Raw genomic sequence first — 17124 nt, 5'->3', positions numbered from 1 at the left:
CTGGCAATATATTTCATTGCTGTTTCTAACTGATCTTCTGCGCCAAATTCACGCCGGTTTTGGATTTCTTCTGATTTCACCGTATCACTTTTGGCAATCCGTGTTGTTTTGAAAAACCGAAGATTACGACCCTCTCTATCACCTTCTGCCAAATGTGCGCCACGTTCACTGGTTTGAATAAGCGAAAATGTATTATCACGCCGTTCAATCCCAACCACTGTGGTACTCGTTTCAACTTCCTCAAAAAGATTAAGAGAGTTTATAAGACCAGGTTGAAACTCATAGTTTTCAATGGCTCCCATTCAAAACTTGATCTTTAAACTACCTCCCCATTTTTGAGAATGGAGAGGGGAGTTATGTTTTTAGCTAAGCAGCTTCCATAACAGGGCTCTCCAAAGTAGGAGCATAAGCTTGCAATAACGAATTCATGCTATGCGGGAGTTCTGAAGTTCCAAAGCCTTTAAGAACTGCTAGAATCTTTGTAATATTCGGTACCTCATCTTGAGGTTTTAAAATCAAAGCTTTTTCTACCACACCCATAATGTCAACCAGAGTACTACAATTTTTGTTATCTACATATTCACAATTGACAAACTGAAACAAAGCCATTCACACATTACATAAAAAGTTGGTATCTACCTTCATTGCACCCCCCCAAAGATTTGTTCTCTCAAACATGCCAATCCTTTTGGTGTAATTTTTGTTGAAGGCAGTATCTTTTCTGTAGCATCAGGTCCTTGAATAGTGATAGCAGGATAATCCATAAATCCTTTCTTGATTTTATCCTGATAGGGTAATAATGGACCACTTGGAACACGGCGATACACCCAATCATGTTTATGCAAGTAATCTGTTAAGTCCTTTGGTCGTACTTCAAGAGTTTTTTCCGCTTCAATAGGACCGAACAAACCATCAGAAGGCTTTAAATCCTCAAGCGCGTCTGCTTTGGCTGCTATTCTGCAATGATGCTATCTTTCTGTTCGATTTGATTTTGTAGATGATTCAAGACGCCAAGTAATGCTTCGGGCTTGGAGTAATCGATTTGCGGTGTCGCTACTTGTTTTGCAAGCTTTTCACATTCGATAAAATACTCTTTTGCTTGATGACCTTTATCATTACGCTCGATCATTGAAAGGTGTTTTTCCATGTCTAAGGTGAGGTGATATTCCATGCTTGGACGCTCCCCTTTTTCTAAATTTTTAGAAAAAACTATAAGTCTATATTTTCTCGAAATTTGCATTCTTTTATACGATTTTTAATCCAGTTTGCAAATTTTGATGTAATTTCCAAAAATGCATGCAAATAACGAGCATTGATGGTTTGAACAGCTTCTCTATCAATAACCCGTTCTTTAATTTCTATAAGAGTGTTCATAGTGAACTCCTATCGATTAGAGGTTTCTTATTGATATTCCAGAAGAATGCTGGGCGCTAAGAAAGACGGTCGATAGTCCGTCGTTACGCTTTCCCCATAAAGAGTATTGTATAGCGTAACTACACCCGACAAACCCATTATATGCATGCAGCATATAATGAGTCAAAGTCTCTAATGTGCGGAGAAGAGATTGTGTCGGTAATTTATCCGCTATCGATTTAAGGTGTTTCTTAGGCACCTGATTCGAAAATATACATTGACGCAATAATGTCGAGAATAAAAATAATTTCCATCTCAAAATAATTATATACTGTACAGTGTACATATTGAAATCATTATTTATCAATGAGTTAAGTGTACAATGTACAGTTAATTTGAAAATTCTGTCGCTAGCGATAGTTTGCGCAGCCTGCCCCGTAACGAAGCTAACTCGCTGGGAAGTATCTTTTATATTGATTTTATTGACTTTTTTATAAAAAAAACAAAGCATAAGTGATAATTCGTTTTTAAAATTGCAATCAAAGTGTGTAATGCATAAACTTATAAGGATATGGGATAGGTAGATAAAGCTTGAGAACATTATTTAGCTTTCTTATTAGCAGCGTATTCTTGACGTTCAAGTTGTCTCTGTATGTTTTTAGTTAATCTTTTACTGGCATATTGTGCGATAGAATTTGTGATTTCTGGCTTGGACATTACTCCAGCAATTGATGATCCTTCTTGTTTTGCAATGGGGAATTTACTTCCGTCTACCCTTTGAAAAACATTATTCTTCATCTTTTTAAAATCAACACGCTTTGGAAAACTTCTACCCTTGATAAAACCATGAGGCAAGATTTCTTTTTTCCAAACATTGTGTAAGTTACGCCGCGTTTTGTTTTTTTTTGCTTGAAAAAATTAAGAGGTATCGGTGTTCCAGAACCAATGATATCTGTCTTGAGAAGTTTTGTTTTATAGCGGCTTTAGCCAAGGCGTTTCACCTTGGCAAGCAAAGCGAACGGCAAAAGCAAACAGAGAATGCTTTAAAGACAGCAACAATACGTCTTGAGGTAGAAAATGAAGTTAATCAAAAAAGTGATGCTGGTGTGCGTTCTGAACTTTCTCGTTTGGTGCGCGGCAAATAGGTCTGTTTCTTGTGGTGGCTGCTTGCCCATTTATTTGGATAATCAGTATGTTGCGGTCATCATTTCAAACCTTGCAAGAGATATTTTGAAGCATAACAAGCAGGGAGCCCATTTATGTGGTTGGAAAGATGGTCAAGAAACAAAGCACCAAAGATAAAGGTCTTACAGAAAAAGAACAACAGCTCCTTCACGAGATGATAGAGACCTACCAAGGCTTAAAGATGATGTCACGCATCATGAAATTGATTGCCTTCATCCTCTTTATATTTGTAATAGATTTTTCCCGTTTCGTGGACGCCGTAGAGAATAGCTTCTCACACCTCAAAAAGTGGATAACAAAAAGTTAGAACGTCCAATCTCTCCTTTAAAGATATGATGAAACAAGAATTTACACAAACATTGTTTGCGTGGATGGGGGGTAAACACTATCTGCGTAAGAAAATTATACCGATTTTAAATAGTATTGATCATGAAACCTATGTTGAACCGTTTTTAGGCTCTGGTGTTATTTTCCTAAACAAAAGACCAGCAAAATATTCCGTGATTAATGATTTGAATGGTGAGATCACGAATCTGTTTCAATGTGTTCAAAATGACTTTGATGATTTGGCTAAACAACTAGGGTGGTTTGTTTGTTCAAGACAGTTGTTTTTTGAACTTGCGGCGATTGATCCAGAAAGCCTTTCCAAAGTTGAAAGAGCCGCACGTTTTTTGTTTCTCCAACGTTGTGTCATGTATGGGAAAAAAGAATATGTCTCTTTTGGTTTTGGAAGGAAAAAGCCTACAGTATTTAATCCCGATAAGCTGTTAGCAAGGATGCGGCGTGTTAGACAGAAGCTTCTTGATACGACGATCTTAAATTTATCGTGGGAGCGGGTTGTCGAACTTTTTGATGCATCCGACAGTTTATTTTACTTAGACCCGCCTTATCTTGTAGAGAGGAGGTATTACAGCTCTGGGAATTTTGTTGAAGATGATTTTGTGAGTATGGCAAAAGTTCTCAAAAGCATCCAAGGAAAATTTGTCTTGAGTCTGAATGATAGTGATGAGGTTCGAGAGATCTTTAGGGATTTTGACTTTTTAGAATTAGAGACCCTTTGGACCTCTGGTTTTGCTAAAAAAAACTCTTCGAAAAGAACTCTTGATTCGCAATAATTGAGGAAAATCATAAAAAGATTTGTTAGAATCAGAAGAAATATTTTTTCTCTAACAGGACGTTTTTGATGCTTACATCCTTTGGTAAAATTTTACGGAAACTTTCTCTTGATCACTCAGAACGCCTTTTAGATATGGCTAAGAAATTAGACATATCTGTAGCATTTTTCTCTTTTGTATAGATCAGCAAAAAATCTGTTCCTGTAGGACTGGAGGAAAAGATAATTGAACTCTATGCTTTAGATCAAGGGGTAGCAGAAATTTTGAGAAGAGAATCGGATGCTTGTCGCACAAGTTTTACAATCAAGACTTCTGATCCGTTGAGGCGTGAAATTGTTGGCATGTTTTCTAGATTTATAGATATTTTTACACAAGAGGATTTAGAAAAATTCAAACAAATACCAGAAGTAATTCGCGAATCAAAAAGAGAGAAAAATGCTACCTTTGTAGAGAAATGTTAAAAAATCCTATTCCTCTAACTTTATTCAGACATCCCTAACAGTAAAAAAGATGTATAAATACAGCAAGTTATAGAATAAGAAAAAGAATCTGGTGGGCGTGACAGGGATTGAACCTGTGACCCCTACGATGTCAACGTAGTGCTCTCCCGCTGAGCTACACGCCCATTCATTGATGTTGCATACACCATATAGAATGACAAACGTCAATGCCTAATTTCGTTTTCTCTTTCAACAGATGCAAATAACTTAAAAAAATACTTTTTAAGCAGCGATAAGGATCTTTTCAACCTCATTGACGAGTTCACGTAAGTGAAATGGCTTAGAGAGAACCTTTGCATCAGGAGGGGCATCACTATTTGAATTGAGTGCTACCGCTGCAAAACCTGTAATGAACATTACTCGTAAATCGGGGTCAATCTCAGTAGCACGTCGTGCGAGTTCGATTCCATCCATCTCTGGCATCACAATATCAGTCAGGAGAAGGGAAAATGGCTCTTCTTGTAAACGTTCATACGCGCTAATACCATTATCGAAATCGGCGACTTCGTAGCCTGCACGTTCTAAGGCTTTTACGAGAAAGCGACGCATATCGTTATCATCTTCTGCGAGCAGGATTCGTTTCATGATTATGTTCCAATGGCTCCATTTGTCAGAGTTTTGCCGCATCAATTATACAATATAGAGTATTTATAAAAAAGACGGTAAAATGCTCATAATTGAAATGAATGGCAAAATGGTTAATTCTTACATTCTTATTCAGAATACAGCATATTCGTTGTGAGTTGGTTAAATTCAAAATATATGTGATTTTGAAAAAAGAAGGGGTTCTCTAAAACTTTTAAGATGATTCATTGCTATCTTTTCTTTTAAATTCGCTGATTATTATCAGAATTTCATTAAAAAAACTTATGAAAACCGTTACTGTAGGGACTTGCTATATAGAGAAATTAGAAGAATATTATGTTAATTTATTGTTTTTTAAAAGTTCTCTTAAGAAATAGAAATTTCATAGTTATTTGTTTTTATAGAGATTTGTAATAAATATTATAAGTGCGCTTTATTTTCAGTTTTTTCCTTAAATAGATGAAAACTATTATTTTTCTAGATATAATATTAAATTAACACTTAATAATAGATCAAAAATAGTATTTTGATGTTTTATTTATAAATATCTATCATGTTATATTAAGTAGATTTATTATATTCATTTTTATTAATTATACAAAATATTTTTTTATTAAGTTATTTTTTATGATGTAAAATAATTTTGTTTAATGTAACGATATACTTTGTATATTAGTTTTTTATTAGAATGCGTGGTAAATATTTAGGTCATGGCTTGCCTGTAGAGGCTAGAAAACGAATCATATGAGTGGTTGGAAAGTAAAATCCATTATATTAAAAAGTGTTTGTAGATCCAACGCTCGTAGAAATTTTCTTTTTTTATGGGCGGTGCGGAAATTAAGATTTAGTGTTATTTTACAAATACATTATCGGGAATAAATGCATCAAATGCAGCCCAAAATTGCTTTTTATAATTTTCGTTAACCATAATTGTATCCAGTTTAGCGCCTGTAATAGTAATACTTTCTGTCAGGCGTGTGTGTTGGCATAATTGCCGCACTTCAATGTTGTTTGCAATATTGTTTTGATTGGCAAGAATAAAGAGTGTTGGAATTCGTAAATCTCCGTGGAGTACATTTCTCTTCATAGAATCGATCGCATTAAATACCGATGCCATCCATTGGGATGTTGGGGGCTTAATGGAATGGAACGGCACTTTATGCATGTGTCCCAATTGTATTTTGTTTTGTTTTGTTTTGTTTAATTTTTTCCCATCTTTCGCTGGTATAAAGCCAAGACCTATATCAGAAAGAAATTGTGTTAACTTATGTTGAAAACCATTCGTTTTATTACCGAATGGAGCAAAAAGAGGAGAAACACAGAGCAATTTATTAAACCGATGATTAATGAGATCTAATCCGCTAAGTGCTATCAATCCACCTATACCATAGGCGAGCATAGAGTAAGGAGGCGGACAATTAGGATAAACAATATTTTTAAGAAATTTATATAAGTCATTAATATCATTATTTATATCAAAACAATTATGTCGGCTTTGTTTTCTTATCTTGAAGGATTTTTTTTCTTGATCAAACCAGTCAAATATTGCTGTATGAAAACCGCGTTTAGAAATTTCATTTATTAATAAAAAATATTTTTCTAAAGTACTTGCGTAGCTTTTGAGAATAACAATTGTTCCCTTAGATTTTTCCACCTCAGGATATGTTATCGCAAAACGAATTTCGTGATCTATTGCTATTTTAAGAGTACCATGATGGATATTAGGAGGAGTGGAAGCCCAGTCTATGGGATAAATAGGTGTTTCCAATTGAAATCCTTTACAGTGTATTTGCCGCTTAGTGCAACGTGAGATAATGAGAGGACTTTGACATTTATGTAATGAAGAAAAAGGATTTAAAAAGGGGTATATTGCTTTTTAGATAGTTTTTATCAATTTAGATTCCAAAGAGTTGAAATAAAGAAAAACAATTACCAGATAATATAGTGTGGTTGCCATGATGGGGCCGCAGGTTCACAAGTAAGTTTGCCATTTGGGAACTTTGTGAATTAATTATAAATTATAGTCGCTCTAGAGGAGGGCAATATTATGCGTCAAGTAGATTTTTCACCATTTTATCGTTCCACAGTAGGTTTTGATCATCTTTTTAACTGGTTTGATTCTAGAAGACAACCAGATGAAGTTTCTTCTTATCCCCCTTATAATATCGAGCGTTTAACTGAAGATTCTTATAGAATTTCTATGGCTGTTGCTGGTTTTTCTCAAGATGAAATTGATATTGAAACGCATTGTAACCAGCTGATCGTTAAGGGAAACAGAAAGTCTGAAAATGATGATGAAGAGCGAGAATTCCTTTATCGAGGCATTGCTTCGCGTGCTTTTGAACGGCGTTTTCATTTGGCTGATCATGTTAAGGTTATTGGAGCAGAACTTGGAGATGGGCTTCTTCATATTCAGCTTAAAAGGGAAATGCCAGCTGAATTAAAACCCAAAAAGATAACCGTACAGATGTCACCATCCATTACAAAAAATGATAATAGCGACATTGTCGTGTAGGAAAATTTAGAAAATATGAGATCGAATAATTATAAATTTTTCTGAAGAATAAAAAACGCGAGGCAAAAGGTCTCGCGTTTCGTGTGTGTTCTCCTAAGAACGAAGCTTATTTTAATAAAACAGCTTATTTCGAGTTTATGATAAAATGTTATTGCACATTATTCTACGTTGAAGAAAAAATTCATGTATGTCCTAATTGAAATGCATAATAATTCACTTTTTAAGTAAGCTTATTTTTTATTTTATAGCATTTTAAAAATGGTCGGAGCGGCGGGATTTGAACCCACGACCCCTTGACCCCCAGTCAAGTGCGCTACCAAGCTGCGCTACGCTCCGAGTTTGTGTAAAACGATTAAATGACTGTTTCTTTAAAGGCAAGAGAAAAAATAAACAGAATAAAATCTAAAATGCTTTTGCACTTAGAGCTTTTGAAAGTAAAAATTTTGGACATCAATATCTTGTTATCAATTCAAGATACGTAACAAATCTGTAAAATTCTTTGTAATCATTTTGTGAAGGGGTAAGATTGGTGGCTTTAGGGGTATGAATTGGAGAAGGAGGGGAGAAAATGAGTACGGGGGGTATATTTTTTCCTTATCTAATCGTTACTTTTCTAAAAAGATAAAGATTTTCAAAAGGAGAGGAGTGAATGTATGGTATTGAAACGTTTTCCTTTGTTTAGAGTTTTTATAGACGAAGTATTTTGTGTTTTATGTGGACAAAAAATTGTAAGTTCTGGATTGTATAATCATAAATCTCATTTTATGGGTACGCGTTTTTATCCAAATAAACAAGGTTAGAATACTTTAATTTAGGTTTTGTTGTTTTTTTTCTAAAATACCAGATACAATATTATAGAGAAAAAACTTTCAAAGTGTTTATTGAACTAAGAAAAGAGTAAACCATGAGCCGTTTTTCGGTAATAAATTTGACGGAAGCAGCAGTGGATCGTGTTAAAGCGATTATGGACGCAAAAGATGCACAGGGTATTCTTGTTGGTATCAAAAAAGGTGGTTGTGCAGGGATGGAGTATACAATTACTCTTGTCAAAGAAAAGGGGATAGATGCGGATGTTGTTGAAGTGAATGGTGCCCGTGTTTTCGTAGCACATGATGCGGTATTATTTTTATTAGGGACGCAGATGGATTATGAAGTGACAACGCTTCGTTCTGGTTTTGTCTTTAAAAATCCTAATCAAGTTTCAGCATGTGGGTGTGGCGAATCGGTGGAACTTCGTCCTGCTACGCAGGATCAATATAAAACAAATTGAGTTGAGCTGAATTATAATTCAGTAATTTTAGAGGGACTTGTTCTTTGAGGTAGAAAAAATCTAATATTTTTATTGTTCATTTTTAGCTTGTTTCCAAAGTGCTTCCATTTCATTCAAGGATGCGTCAGTGAGTGTTTTAGATTGAGTGGATAGCTTTTCTTCAATATAGGCAAAACGGTTTCGAAATTTTATATTCGTTTTTTTTAATGCTTTTTGTGAATCAATCGCTAAGTGGCGTGCGAGATTAAGGAGAATAAAGTAGAGATCTCCAAACTCTGCTTCTATCTCTGAATTTTGTTTATTTTTGATGGCTTCTTTGAGCTCTTCGAGTTCTTCTTCTATTTTTTCAAAAACTTTATCACTTTTTTTCCAATCAAAACCTACTTTAGCTGCTGCTTCTTGTAAAGCAAGTGCCTCTTGGTTTGCTGGCTGGATTTGTTTTACTTGTGCGAGTATGCTTGTGGAGGAATTGTTGTTTTTTTCTTCGCGCAATTTTTTTTGCTCGGCATTTCCAAAAACGTGAGGATGGCGTCGAATCATTTTTGCCGTGATTGCATAAACAACATCTTCAAAAGTAAAGCTGCCTTCTTCTTGTGCAATGGTAGCATGATAGATAACTTGTAAAAGAAGATCTCCAAGTTCTTCACAGAGATCCTTTCGGTTTTTTCGTTCAATGGCATCGATGACTTCGTAAATTTCTTCGAGCATATAGGGTATGAGGGATTCAAAAGTTTGTTTTTTATGCCAGATACAACCGCTATCAGAATTTCGTAATGCAGTGATAATTGCAATGAGATCTTTGATGTCTTTTGAGGCTAACATTTGCACTTCCTTTGTAAGCAATAGAGCTTTATGTTAGATGTCCCAACGTCTATGTAACCACATCCATTGTCCAGGGTATTCACGGACCCAAGATTCAACAATATCATTTAATTTTTGCGTAGAAGCAGCTATATCAATATCATTTTTTTCATCACGTGGAAGTTCTATATGTTCATATAACTCTAAACGATGGCGTCCATTAGGCAAACGAATACAACGTGCTGGATAAATATCACAGTCATATTGTCGAGCGAGTTTTATAATTAAGGGATTTGTTTTAAGAGGTCTATTAAAAAATGTTCCCATGATACCGCGGCGAAATTTTTGATCAACGAGCATACCAACATTTTCACCTTTTTCTAATTTGGCTGCTAATGCCCATGCTGCACCGGCCTTGGAGGGAATAAGATGCCCCATAGAAGTTTGTCGTGCTTTAAGGACTCGTTTGGCAACATAGGGATTATTGGGTGGTCTAAATAATACCGTAACGTTAAGATCAAAACTTTGTGCACAAATAGGTAGAAGTTCAAAATTTCCAGTATGTGCGGTGAAAAAAATATGTGGTTTTTTTTCATTTTTTAATCGCTCAAATATTTCAACGCCTTTAACCTCAATGAAACCTGGCTCGTCCGCATGAGGATCAAAATCAAAAATTTTATCAAGAAAAATATATTCGGCTAGGAAACATCCTATATTTTCCCACATTTCTATTGCAATTGCATGGAGTTCTTGCTCTGTTTTTTCTGGATATGCACCTCTAAGATTTGTAAGTGTGATTTGATGACGATGTAAAAGGGGACCAATTTTTTTTACCAACCAAGAAAAAAAAGAGACTCCCATTTTGGCAGGAAAGCATTTTAGAATAAATAAAGAACCAAAGAGCAGATATGCCCATAACAAGTAGGATATTTTTTTAGCTATAATTTTAATAAGATATATGATCTTTTTAAGAGAAAGCTTCATCATGATTTAATCGATTTTAAGGATAATTTTACCAAAAACATTACGGCTCTCCATTCGTTTTAAAGCTGTATTAATTTCATCAAGCCCAACAATTGTATCAATGACAGGGTGTATAGTTTTTTCTGCCATTTTTTGCATAGCATTTTTCATATTTTCTATACGGCAGCCAAATGAACCGAATATCTTAAGTTGTTGTTGGAATAATTGCATGAGATTTATTGGTGCTGAAACACCAGAGGTAGAACCGCAAGTCACTAAGCGTGCTCCTTTTTTCATACATAACAAAGAACCGTTCCATGTATCTACACCAACATGCTCAAAAACAACGTCAACACCTTTTTTTTGGGTTAATTTACGCACTACACCTTCAAAACGATCTTTACGATAATTAATCACATGATCTGCTCCAAGAGAGTGTGCTTTTGCAATTTTTTCATCTGAGCCTACAGTTGTGATAACTGTACAGCCCATGTGTTTTGCAAGTTGAATGGCTGCAGAGCCAATACCTGAACCACCAGCCTGTATCAGGATTGTTTCTCCTGCTTGTAGTTTTGCGTTATCGAAAAGCATATGTTCTACGGTACCAAAAGTAATTGGAGCAACCGCTGCCTGCAATTCATCACATTGGGGAGGTGATGGAACTAATAAACGTGCTGGCAAATTGACAAGCTCACACGCAAATCCATCAAGGTGAAAACCATAGACTCCCTTTACATGACTGCAAAGATTATCCCGTCCTTCATGACAAGCTTGGCATACTCCGCAGGTTTGTGCACCATAAATTGAGACAATCTGTCCAAGTTTAAGATGTTCAACGCCATCTCCTATTTGTATAACCTCACCAGAGGCTTCTGCACCAATGATGAGTGGCATTTTTCTTTTCGCAAAAGCCATGCCACGCCATCCCCATACATCAATATGATTAAGAGCAACAGCTTTTATCCGCACAGTTACTTCACCTAGACTAGGTGAAGATGGCGGGGAAATATTAGTGATTTCAAGCCGACGATCATCGAAGAGTTGCAGTGCACGCATTACCATTCCCCTTAAATATGTTATTAGGTTAGCGTTATAAAATTTTATTATTAAAGGATTATCCTTTATATGCAGTGATGACAAGACTCATATTTTGACCACCAAATCCAAATGAGTTGGACAAAACCGCATTGACACAGGCTTTACGGCTATGATGAGGAACAACATCTAAAGGGATAGCAGGGTCAGGATTATCATAATTTATTGTAGGTGGAAGTATCCCCGATTGAATGGTTAAAAGCGAAAAAACCGCTTCTATTGCACCAGCAGCAGTTAATGTATGCCCAATCATTGATTTATTAGAAGAGACAGGAATATGCTCTAAAAGATCACCGAATACTGTTGATAATGCAAGATACTCCATTTTCTCATTTTCAGGTGTTGAAGTTCCATGTGCATTAATATAATCAATTTCATTGATGGTTATTTTTGCATCGTCTAAAGCTTTGCGAACGGATTCAATTGCTGGTGATGCATCGGGTTTTGAACGTGTACGGTGAAAATCATCGGCTGTTTCTCCACAGCCAGCTAAAATTCCTAAAACTGTAGCATTACGGTTTAATGCGCTTTGAAGAGATTCAAGAACAAAAGCACCTGAGCCTTCTGCCATAACAAATCCATCCCGATCACGGCTAAAGGGTTTTGCTGCTTTTTCTGGAGGCTCATTCTGAGTTGAAAGAGCAGATAGTAGCGAAAAACGAATAAGAGATTCTGCTGAAACTGATCCATCTGTCGCAATTATGAGAGCTCTATTTGTCTCTTTCCGTCTAATAGACTCAACACCTAATTGAATTGCTGTTGCACCAGATGCACAGGCAGTGGAAAGTGTAACAGGAAGTCCTTTTGTGCCAAATGTTTTTTGAAGTTTTTCTGCAATTGCACCAAATTGTGTGGATTCAAAAAGCGTCTCATGGAGTTTATCTTTACAGACTTTAAGAAGATGTGCATAAGAAGGCTCATTATTGAATTCTTCCTCTTGATCAAGACTAAAACGTGCTTTCCATTCAAGTTCAACAGGAGGAGAAGCTAGAAAGAGTGGTCCATTAAAATTTTTTTTATCAACAGCAGCTTGTTCCAAAGCTTCTTCAGCAGAAAGAAGTGCAAGCTTCTCAGAAAGAGCTGAAGCACCAAGTGTACTTTCTTTGAGAAAATCAATTGTTCCAGCAATATATGTATTTAATCCCTCAACGGGAAAACGTGTTATTTTGTGGATACCGCTTACACCGCTTGTTAATTTTTGCCAATTTTCATGTTTGCCTTGTCCCAGTGATGTGACAATGCCTGCCCCAGTTATTGCTACAAGTGGACGCCCAAAATGATCATGATATTTCACTATAGAAATTCCCCTTCAAACAGCTGTAAGACGTACGACACCTTCAGCTCTTTTTATACCAATAGTTGTAACAAATATTTCACGTACTTCTTTAGAAAAAGGTTTTTCATGAGGACTTAACGCTGGAAAACAGTGTTTTTTTTCAATTGAAAGTGCTGCAAGAGCTAGAGCTAGAGGAAATTGCGCTTCCCGCATATAACCAAATAATGTTGCAATGCCACGGTAAGATAGATCAGCGTTATCAAGAGCATTTTGTTCTGCTTTTGTTGCTTCGTGAGCTCCCGAGGCAGCTGAAATGGCTAGGGCAGATTTAGCGCCCGCAGTTTTTAACATTGTTGCAATTGATTCTCTAAGTGGAATTTTGGTTCTATCTGTTTGGTCTGTAATAATTTGGCTAATTTCAGCATAAGCACGTGCGTTGCGCTTTTTTGCATGTTCTCCACTTTCAAGAACTATGAAGATACCACCAGAACCGGCTATAATACCGCCGCCGGGGTGGATTTCACGATCCCACACTGAACTCCATCCATTATGGGTTAAAAGACCACCAAGTTCATGCGCCAACAACATATCATAACTTTGTGCATTATAGGAACCTCCTACAAGAGCATGGGTACTTTGACCTGATTTAATACGAGCTACAGCAATTTTAAGTGCAGAAAGTCCACTGCCTTCTTCTCCCATAAATGTACGAGATGATCCAGTGACTTTATGAACAATTGAAATGTTTCCTGCCAAAAGGTTTGAAAGTTGTGCTAAAAATAATGTTGGACGAAGTTCGGTTGAAAGAGCAACATTTAACATAGAGGCATGATCGGCAACTGTGCGCGCTTTAGAAAGAATCTGTGTATCAACAGTAATATCACGCTCTCCTCCACTTGCTGCTACGATCATATCCATTGTCGAAGTGAGTTGTACATTATTTTTCATGCCAGCATCATCAAGAGCAAGACCAGCCGCATAGGTACCAAGACGCTGCCATGTTCCCATTTGCCGTTGATCACTTTTTTTAGGAATTTGTAAACTCCAATCAATTTCGGGCAATTTATGAACCGTGTAGGGTGAAAAAGTTGTACAATCTAGGTTTGGTGTACGGATTGGATCATTTAAGAGATTCCAATGTTGATCAGTTCCTTCCCCTAGAGAGCTTATGAGGCCTATACCAGTGATGAATACAGATTGATCATGCATGGTGAAAAAACTACTCCGCCTGTTTTAAGGCAACGAGATTATCAATTTTTGCACAAAGGTTTTTAAGAACAAAGTATTCTTCTGTTGCAACGGTACCTTCGTTGACTTCTTGTGTCCATTGTTCTAGAGGTACTTTTATTCCGAAAGCTTTATCAATAGCGAAAACAATATCAAGAAAATCAAGACTGTCGATTCCTAGATCGTCAATTGTATGACTTTCAGGTGTAATCGTATTGCGATCAATTTCACTGATTTCTGCAATGATATCAGCAACTTTATCAAACGTGGAAGGCAATGTACGGATTCCTTATTATAGAGTTAGTAAATTCAAAATACATTTAATATTGTTCTTCTAGCCTTTTTTTTCTTTAAAAAAAAGACTTAATCCAGAATATAGCTGTCTTTATCTATAGAGAAAAGAGGTTTACAGTACATGAAATACTGTATCTCAATATTTAAAAAACTTTGAAATTTTATTGCGCATTTATTTTACGAGACTATTTTTTCTATTGGCTGCAAGGACAGCAAGGGCTGTTATATTAACAACTCCCCGTGAAGTTACTGAAGGCGTTAATATATGGGCGGGACGTGCTGCCCCGATTAGAATAGGACCAACATGGAGTGCATTTGTGAGGCTTTTAACAGTGTTGAGCGTGATATTGGCTGCATCAAGTGTTGGAAAGACGAGCAAATTAGCTTCACTTTTAAGACGAGAATCAGGAAAGACACGATCACGAAAAACTTTGGAAAGGGCAGCATCACCATGCATTTCACCATCTGCTTCTAAATCAGGGTGTAATTTGGCAAGAATTTCTGTTGCACGTCGCATTTTACGCGCACTTTCTGTGTTTTTAGAACCAAAGTTTGAGTGTGATAATAAGGCTGCTTTTGGTGTTATTCCAAATGCTTCAACTTCTTGAGCTGCCAATACAGTCATTTCAGCGATTTCTTCTGCAGAAGGATTTTCATTGACGTAAGTATCTGTGAGGAAAAGAGTACGTTGTTGAGAGATAAGCAAACTCATAGCAGAAAAACGGTGAACATTAGGATCAAGTCCTATAATTTGTTCAATCAATTCAAGTTGACGTTCAAAACGTCCTTCTAATCCGCAAATCATTGCATCTGCTTCTTCACGCATGACAGCAAGGGCAGCAATAGCAGTTGTTGATGTTCTCACTACTGTTTTTGCCATTTCAGGCGTAACACCACGCCTTCCTGTATAATGAAAAAATAAATTAACATAATCACGAAAACGTGGATCATCTTCAGGGTTTGTTAATTCAAAATCTATACCAGGACGAATTTTTAAACCAAAGCGTTTTAATCTCGCTTCTACGACATGTGGACGGCCGATAAGGAGAGGCGTTGCTGTTTGTTCTTCAATGACAACTTGTGCTGCACGAAGGACGCGTTCATCTTCACCATTGGCATAGATGACCCGTTTACGTTTTGCTGTTTTTGCTGCAGCAAAAACAGGTTTCATTGTTAAACCAGAAAGAAAGACAAATCGATTGAGGGTATCATAGTAGGCTTCCATATCTTCAATGGGACGAATGGCGACACCAGTTGCCATTGCTGCTTTAGCAACAGCGGGAGCAATACGTAGTATTAAACGCGGATCAAAAGGAGAGGGGATCAGATAGTCTGGTCCAAAATTGGGTGGTTCTTTTGAGTATGCACGTGCTACAACATCTGAAGTTTCTTCTCGTGCAAGGGCAGCAATCGCATGAACAGCGGCCATTTTCATTTCTTCATTAATTGCACTAGCACCTACGTCTAATGCACCACGGAAGATATAGGGAAAACAAAGGACATTATTAACTTGATTGGGATAATCAGAGCGTCCTGTACAGATCATTGCATCTGGTCGTATAGAGCGTGCTTCTTCAGGCATAATTTCTGGTACTGGATTAGCTAGCGCTAAAATAAGTGGATTTTGAGCCATTCTTTTAAGATATTCAGGCTTTAAAACACCACCCGCAGATAGGCCTAGAAAGATATCCGCATCATCAATAATATCAGATAAAGTTCGTGCGTCCGTTTTTTGTGCGTAATTGATTTTCCAACGATCCATAAGGGTCTTGCGACCTTCATAAACAACACCCTCTAAGTCGCTAAGCCAAATATTTTCAACTTTCGCCCCAAGACGAACCAAAAGATTAAGACAAGCTAGGGCAGCAGCACCTGCACCTGAGGTAACTATTTTTGCATTTTCAATTTTTTTTCTTGAAAGATTTAAGGCATTTAATACAGCCGCAGAAACAATAATGGCAGTTCCATGTTGGTCATCATGAAAAACTGGAATATTCATTTTAGCACGAAGCTTTTCTTCGATGTCAAAACATTCCGGCGCCTTAATGTCTTCAAGATTAATACCACCGAATGTAGGTTCTAAGGTCGATATTGTTTGTACCATTTGTTCTATATCGGATGCATCAATTTCAATATCAAAAACATCAATATTCGCAAATTTTTTAAATAAAACGGCTTTGCCTTCCATAACTGGCTTTGAAGCGAGTGGACCAATGTTTCCTAAACCAAGAACAGCAGTTCCATTGGATATAACAGCAACTAAATTAGCACGGGAGGTATATTGAGCAGCAAGATTGGGATCTTCATGAATCGCAAGACATGGCGCTGCAACGCCTGGAGAATAAGCAAGAGCTAAATCACGTTGATTATCAAGAGGTTTTGTTGCTTGTATTTCCAATTTTCCAGGTTTTGGGTGTTGGTGATAAAAAAGTGCGGCACTGTCAAGTTCAGCTTTTGGTGAACTGAAATCACTATTTCGTTCTCTAGACATTTTTATGATATCCAAGTTAGCGTATGTGTATATGAGATGTTCCATCTACGATAAGGTTTTGTCCACTAATAGATCCTCATTTCTCTGAATATCAAAATGCATGAGCATGAGAAAATTCTTCTGGATCGTAAAACCAGTTTGATGATTCTTTTTGTTTGTCTGCATGAATAATTTCATTGATAGCAGCACATTTGTTTTTCTCTCCTTAATAAAACTCGTAAAATTGATTAGTTTACAAAAAAATAAAATATTTTCTAACGATTACATTATCAAGCCATTATTTTTGGCAATGTTTACAAAATAAGGAAAGAACAGAAGAACGGTTCCTATCAATTTCATCCATTTTTTATAAAATATATATTTTATTGCAAGTTTTATACGGAGGTAGAAGAAATTTTAAATAACAATTTGTAATTTATAAATTGTTTATTCAGCTATTTTAAAGGAGACTGGA

17 protein-coding genes, 2 tRNA genes and 2 pseudogenes are annotated in these 17124 nt (G+C 36.5%); 6 read left to right on the top strand and 15 right to left on the bottom strand.

The window, feature by feature from the left end; translation table 11 throughout:
- From ACFIKO_RS07385 to ACFIKO_RS07370, 4 genes and pseudogenes are all read right to left on the bottom strand, one after another.
- A partial coding sequence (locus ACFIKO_RS07385) for a major capsid protein (RefSeq protein WP_375673627.1) occupies positions 1-302 on the bottom strand: 302 nt, incomplete at its 3' end.
- Positions 303-366: 64 nt separating this feature from the next.
- Complete coding sequence (locus ACFIKO_RS07380; protein ID WP_375620210.1) at positions 367-609, bottom strand: hypothetical protein; 243 nt, start codon at positions 607-609, stop codon at positions 367-369.
- A gap of 32 nt (positions 610-641) precedes the next feature.
- Positions 642-1374: pseudogene (locus tag ACFIKO_RS07375) on the bottom strand (antA/AntB antirepressor family protein).
- A gap of 579 nt (positions 1375-1953) precedes the next feature.
- Positions 1954-2321, bottom strand: a pseudogene (locus ACFIKO_RS07370) (hypothetical protein); the annotation flags it as partial.
- On the opposite strand from ACFIKO_RS07370, the gene ACFIKO_RS07365 reads away from it, so the two are divergent.
- From ACFIKO_RS07365 to ACFIKO_RS07350, 4 genes are all read left to right on the top strand, one after another.
- Positions 2271-2498 carry a hypothetical protein gene (locus ACFIKO_RS07365; RefSeq protein WP_375620215.1) on the top strand — a complete coding sequence of 76 codons (228 nt, stop codon included), beginning with the start codon at positions 2271-2273 and terminating at the stop codon, positions 2496-2498. The pseudogene ACFIKO_RS07370 and the gene ACFIKO_RS07365 sit on opposite strands and share 51 nt — an antisense overlap.
- A 116-nt stretch (positions 2499-2614) precedes the next feature.
- On the top strand, positions 2615-2845 hold the full coding sequence (locus ACFIKO_RS07360; protein WP_375620209.1) for a hypothetical protein: 231 nt from the start codon (positions 2615-2617) through the stop codon (positions 2843-2845).
- Between the two features lie 25 nt (positions 2846-2870).
- Complete coding sequence (locus ACFIKO_RS07355) at positions 2871-3653, top strand: DNA adenine methylase (protein ID WP_375673624.1); 783 nt, start codon at positions 2871-2873, stop codon at positions 3651-3653.
- A 182-nt stretch (positions 3654-3835) separates the two neighbouring features.
- Positions 3836-4114, top strand: a complete 279-nt coding sequence (locus ACFIKO_RS07350) for an XRE family transcriptional regulator (protein ID WP_375673630.1) — start codon at positions 3836-3838, stop codon at positions 4112-4114.
- A gap of 89 nt (positions 4115-4203) precedes the next feature.
- Here ACFIKO_RS07350 and ACFIKO_RS07345 read toward each other — a convergent pair.
- From ACFIKO_RS07345 to ACFIKO_RS07335, 3 genes are all read right to left on the bottom strand, one after another.
- Positions 4204-4278: transfer RNA gene (locus ACFIKO_RS07345), tRNA-Val, on the bottom strand.
- 97 nt (positions 4279-4375) lie between these two features.
- Positions 4376-4738: a cell cycle two-component system response regulator CpdR gene (gene cpdR / locus ACFIKO_RS07340; RefSeq protein ID WP_005773448.1), complete on the bottom strand. Its 363-nt coding sequence runs from the start codon at positions 4736-4738 to the stop codon at positions 4376-4378.
- A gap of 850 nt (positions 4739-5588) precedes the next feature.
- Entirely contained in the window at positions 5589-6506 is a 918-nt protein-coding gene (locus ACFIKO_RS07335) for an alpha/beta hydrolase (RefSeq protein ID WP_375673622.1), read from the bottom strand.
- A 279-nt stretch (positions 6507-6785) separates the two neighbouring features.
- On the opposite strand from ACFIKO_RS07335, the gene ACFIKO_RS07330 reads away from it, so the two are divergent.
- Complete coding sequence (locus ACFIKO_RS07330; protein WP_273788169.1) at positions 6786-7253, top strand: Hsp20 family protein; 468 nt, start codon at positions 6786-6788, stop codon at positions 7251-7253.
- A gap of 259 nt (positions 7254-7512) precedes the next feature.
- On the opposite strand, the gene ACFIKO_RS07325 is transcribed toward ACFIKO_RS07330, so the two are convergent.
- Positions 7513-7589, bottom strand: a tRNA-Pro gene (locus ACFIKO_RS07325).
- A 568-nt stretch (positions 7590-8157) separates the two neighbouring features.
- On the opposite strand from ACFIKO_RS07325, the gene ACFIKO_RS07320 reads away from it, so the two are divergent.
- Positions 8158-8523: an iron-sulfur cluster assembly accessory protein gene (locus tag ACFIKO_RS07320; RefSeq protein WP_015856470.1), complete on the top strand. Its 366-nt coding sequence runs from the start codon at positions 8158-8160 to the stop codon at positions 8521-8523.
- 69 nt (positions 8524-8592) lie between these two features.
- On the opposite strand, the gene mazG is transcribed toward ACFIKO_RS07320, so the two are convergent.
- The 7 genes from mazG to ACFIKO_RS07285 form a co-directional block, all read right to left on the bottom strand.
- The gene (mazG, locus tag ACFIKO_RS07315) at positions 8593-9345 is read right to left on the bottom strand and encodes a nucleoside triphosphate pyrophosphohydrolase (RefSeq protein ID WP_375673620.1); all 753 of its coding nucleotides are present in this window, start codon (positions 9343-9345) and stop codon (positions 8593-8595) included.
- A 33-nt stretch (positions 9346-9378) separates the two neighbouring features.
- On the bottom strand, positions 9379-10308 hold the full coding sequence (locus tag ACFIKO_RS07310) for a lipid A biosynthesis lauroyl acyltransferase (RefSeq protein WP_375620213.1): 930 nt from the start codon (positions 10306-10308) through the stop codon (positions 9379-9381).
- A 6-nt stretch (positions 10309-10314) separates the two neighbouring features.
- Positions 10315-11343 carry a zinc-binding dehydrogenase gene (locus tag ACFIKO_RS07305; RefSeq protein ID WP_375673619.1) on the bottom strand — a complete coding sequence of 343 codons (1029 nt, stop codon included), beginning with the start codon at positions 11341-11343 and terminating at the stop codon, positions 10315-10317.
- A 58-nt stretch (positions 11344-11401) separates the two neighbouring features.
- Positions 11402-12676 carry a beta-ketoacyl-ACP synthase gene (locus ACFIKO_RS07300; RefSeq protein ID WP_375673617.1) on the bottom strand — a complete coding sequence of 425 codons (1275 nt, stop codon included), beginning with the start codon at positions 12674-12676 and terminating at the stop codon, positions 11402-11404.
- Positions 12677-12691: 15 nt separating this feature from the next.
- Positions 12692-13867: a beta-ketoacyl-ACP synthase gene (locus tag ACFIKO_RS07295; protein WP_375620203.1), complete on the bottom strand. Its 1176-nt coding sequence runs from the start codon at positions 13865-13867 to the stop codon at positions 12692-12694.
- Positions 13868-13877: 10 nt separating this feature from the next.
- Positions 13878-14162 (bottom strand): acyl carrier protein, encoded by a 285-nt coding sequence (locus tag ACFIKO_RS07290; RefSeq protein WP_375620202.1) that lies wholly within the window; start codon positions 14160-14162, stop codon positions 13878-13880.
- 189 nt (positions 14163-14351) lie between these two features.
- Positions 14352-16670: an NADP-dependent malic enzyme gene (locus tag ACFIKO_RS07285; protein WP_375620201.1), complete on the bottom strand. Its 2319-nt coding sequence runs from the start codon at positions 16668-16670 to the stop codon at positions 14352-14354.
- Positions 16671-17124: the final 454 nt, after the last annotated feature.

Source organism: Bartonella sp. TS82HLJMH, assembly GCF_042193495.1.
Taxonomy (GTDB): domain Bacteria; phylum Pseudomonadota; class Alphaproteobacteria; order Rhizobiales; family Rhizobiaceae; genus Bartonella; species Bartonella grahamii.
The sequence above is the reverse complement of the archived record's forward strand: the minus strand, read 5'-3'. Positions and strand labels throughout refer to the sequence as shown.

What these genes read in the sequence shown, in the direction of transcription:
- ACFIKO_RS07380 (WP_375620210.1), bottom strand. Translation starts at nt 609, where the DNA reads ATGGCTTTGTTTCAGTTTGTCAATTGTGAATATGTAGATAACAAAAAT.
- ACFIKO_RS07355 (WP_375673624.1), top strand. Translation starts at nt 2,871, where the DNA reads ATGATGAAACAAGAATTTACACAAACATTGTTTGCGTGGATGGGGGGT.
- cpdR (WP_005773448.1), bottom strand. Translation starts at nt 4,738, where the DNA reads ATGAAACGAATCCTGCTCGCAGAAGATGATAACGATATGCGTCGCTTT.
- ACFIKO_RS07330 (WP_273788169.1), top strand. Translation starts at nt 6,786, where the DNA reads ATGCGTCAAGTAGATTTTTCACCATTTTATCGTTCCACAGTAGGTTTT.
- ACFIKO_RS07320 (WP_015856470.1), top strand. Translation starts at nt 8,158, where the DNA reads ATGAGCCGTTTTTCGGTAATAAATTTGACGGAAGCAGCAGTGGATCGT.
- mazG (WP_375673620.1), bottom strand. Translation starts at nt 9,345, where the DNA reads ATGTTAGCCTCAAAAGACATCAAAGATCTCATTGCAATTATCACTGCA.
- ACFIKO_RS07310 (WP_375620213.1), bottom strand. Translation starts at nt 10,308, where the DNA reads ATGAAGCTTTCTCTTAAAAAGATCATATATCTTATTAAAATTATAGCT.
- ACFIKO_RS07305 (WP_375673619.1), bottom strand. Translation starts at nt 11,343, where the DNA reads ATGCGTGCACTGCAACTCTTCGATGATCGTCGGCTTGAAATCACTAAT.
- ACFIKO_RS07295 (WP_375620203.1), bottom strand. Translation starts at nt 13,867, where the DNA reads ATGCATGATCAATCTGTATTCATCACTGGTATAGGCCTCATAAGCTCT.
- ACFIKO_RS07285 (WP_375620201.1), bottom strand. Translation starts at nt 16,670, where the DNA reads ATGTCTAGAGAACGAAATAGTGATTTCAGTTCACCAAAAGCTGAACTT.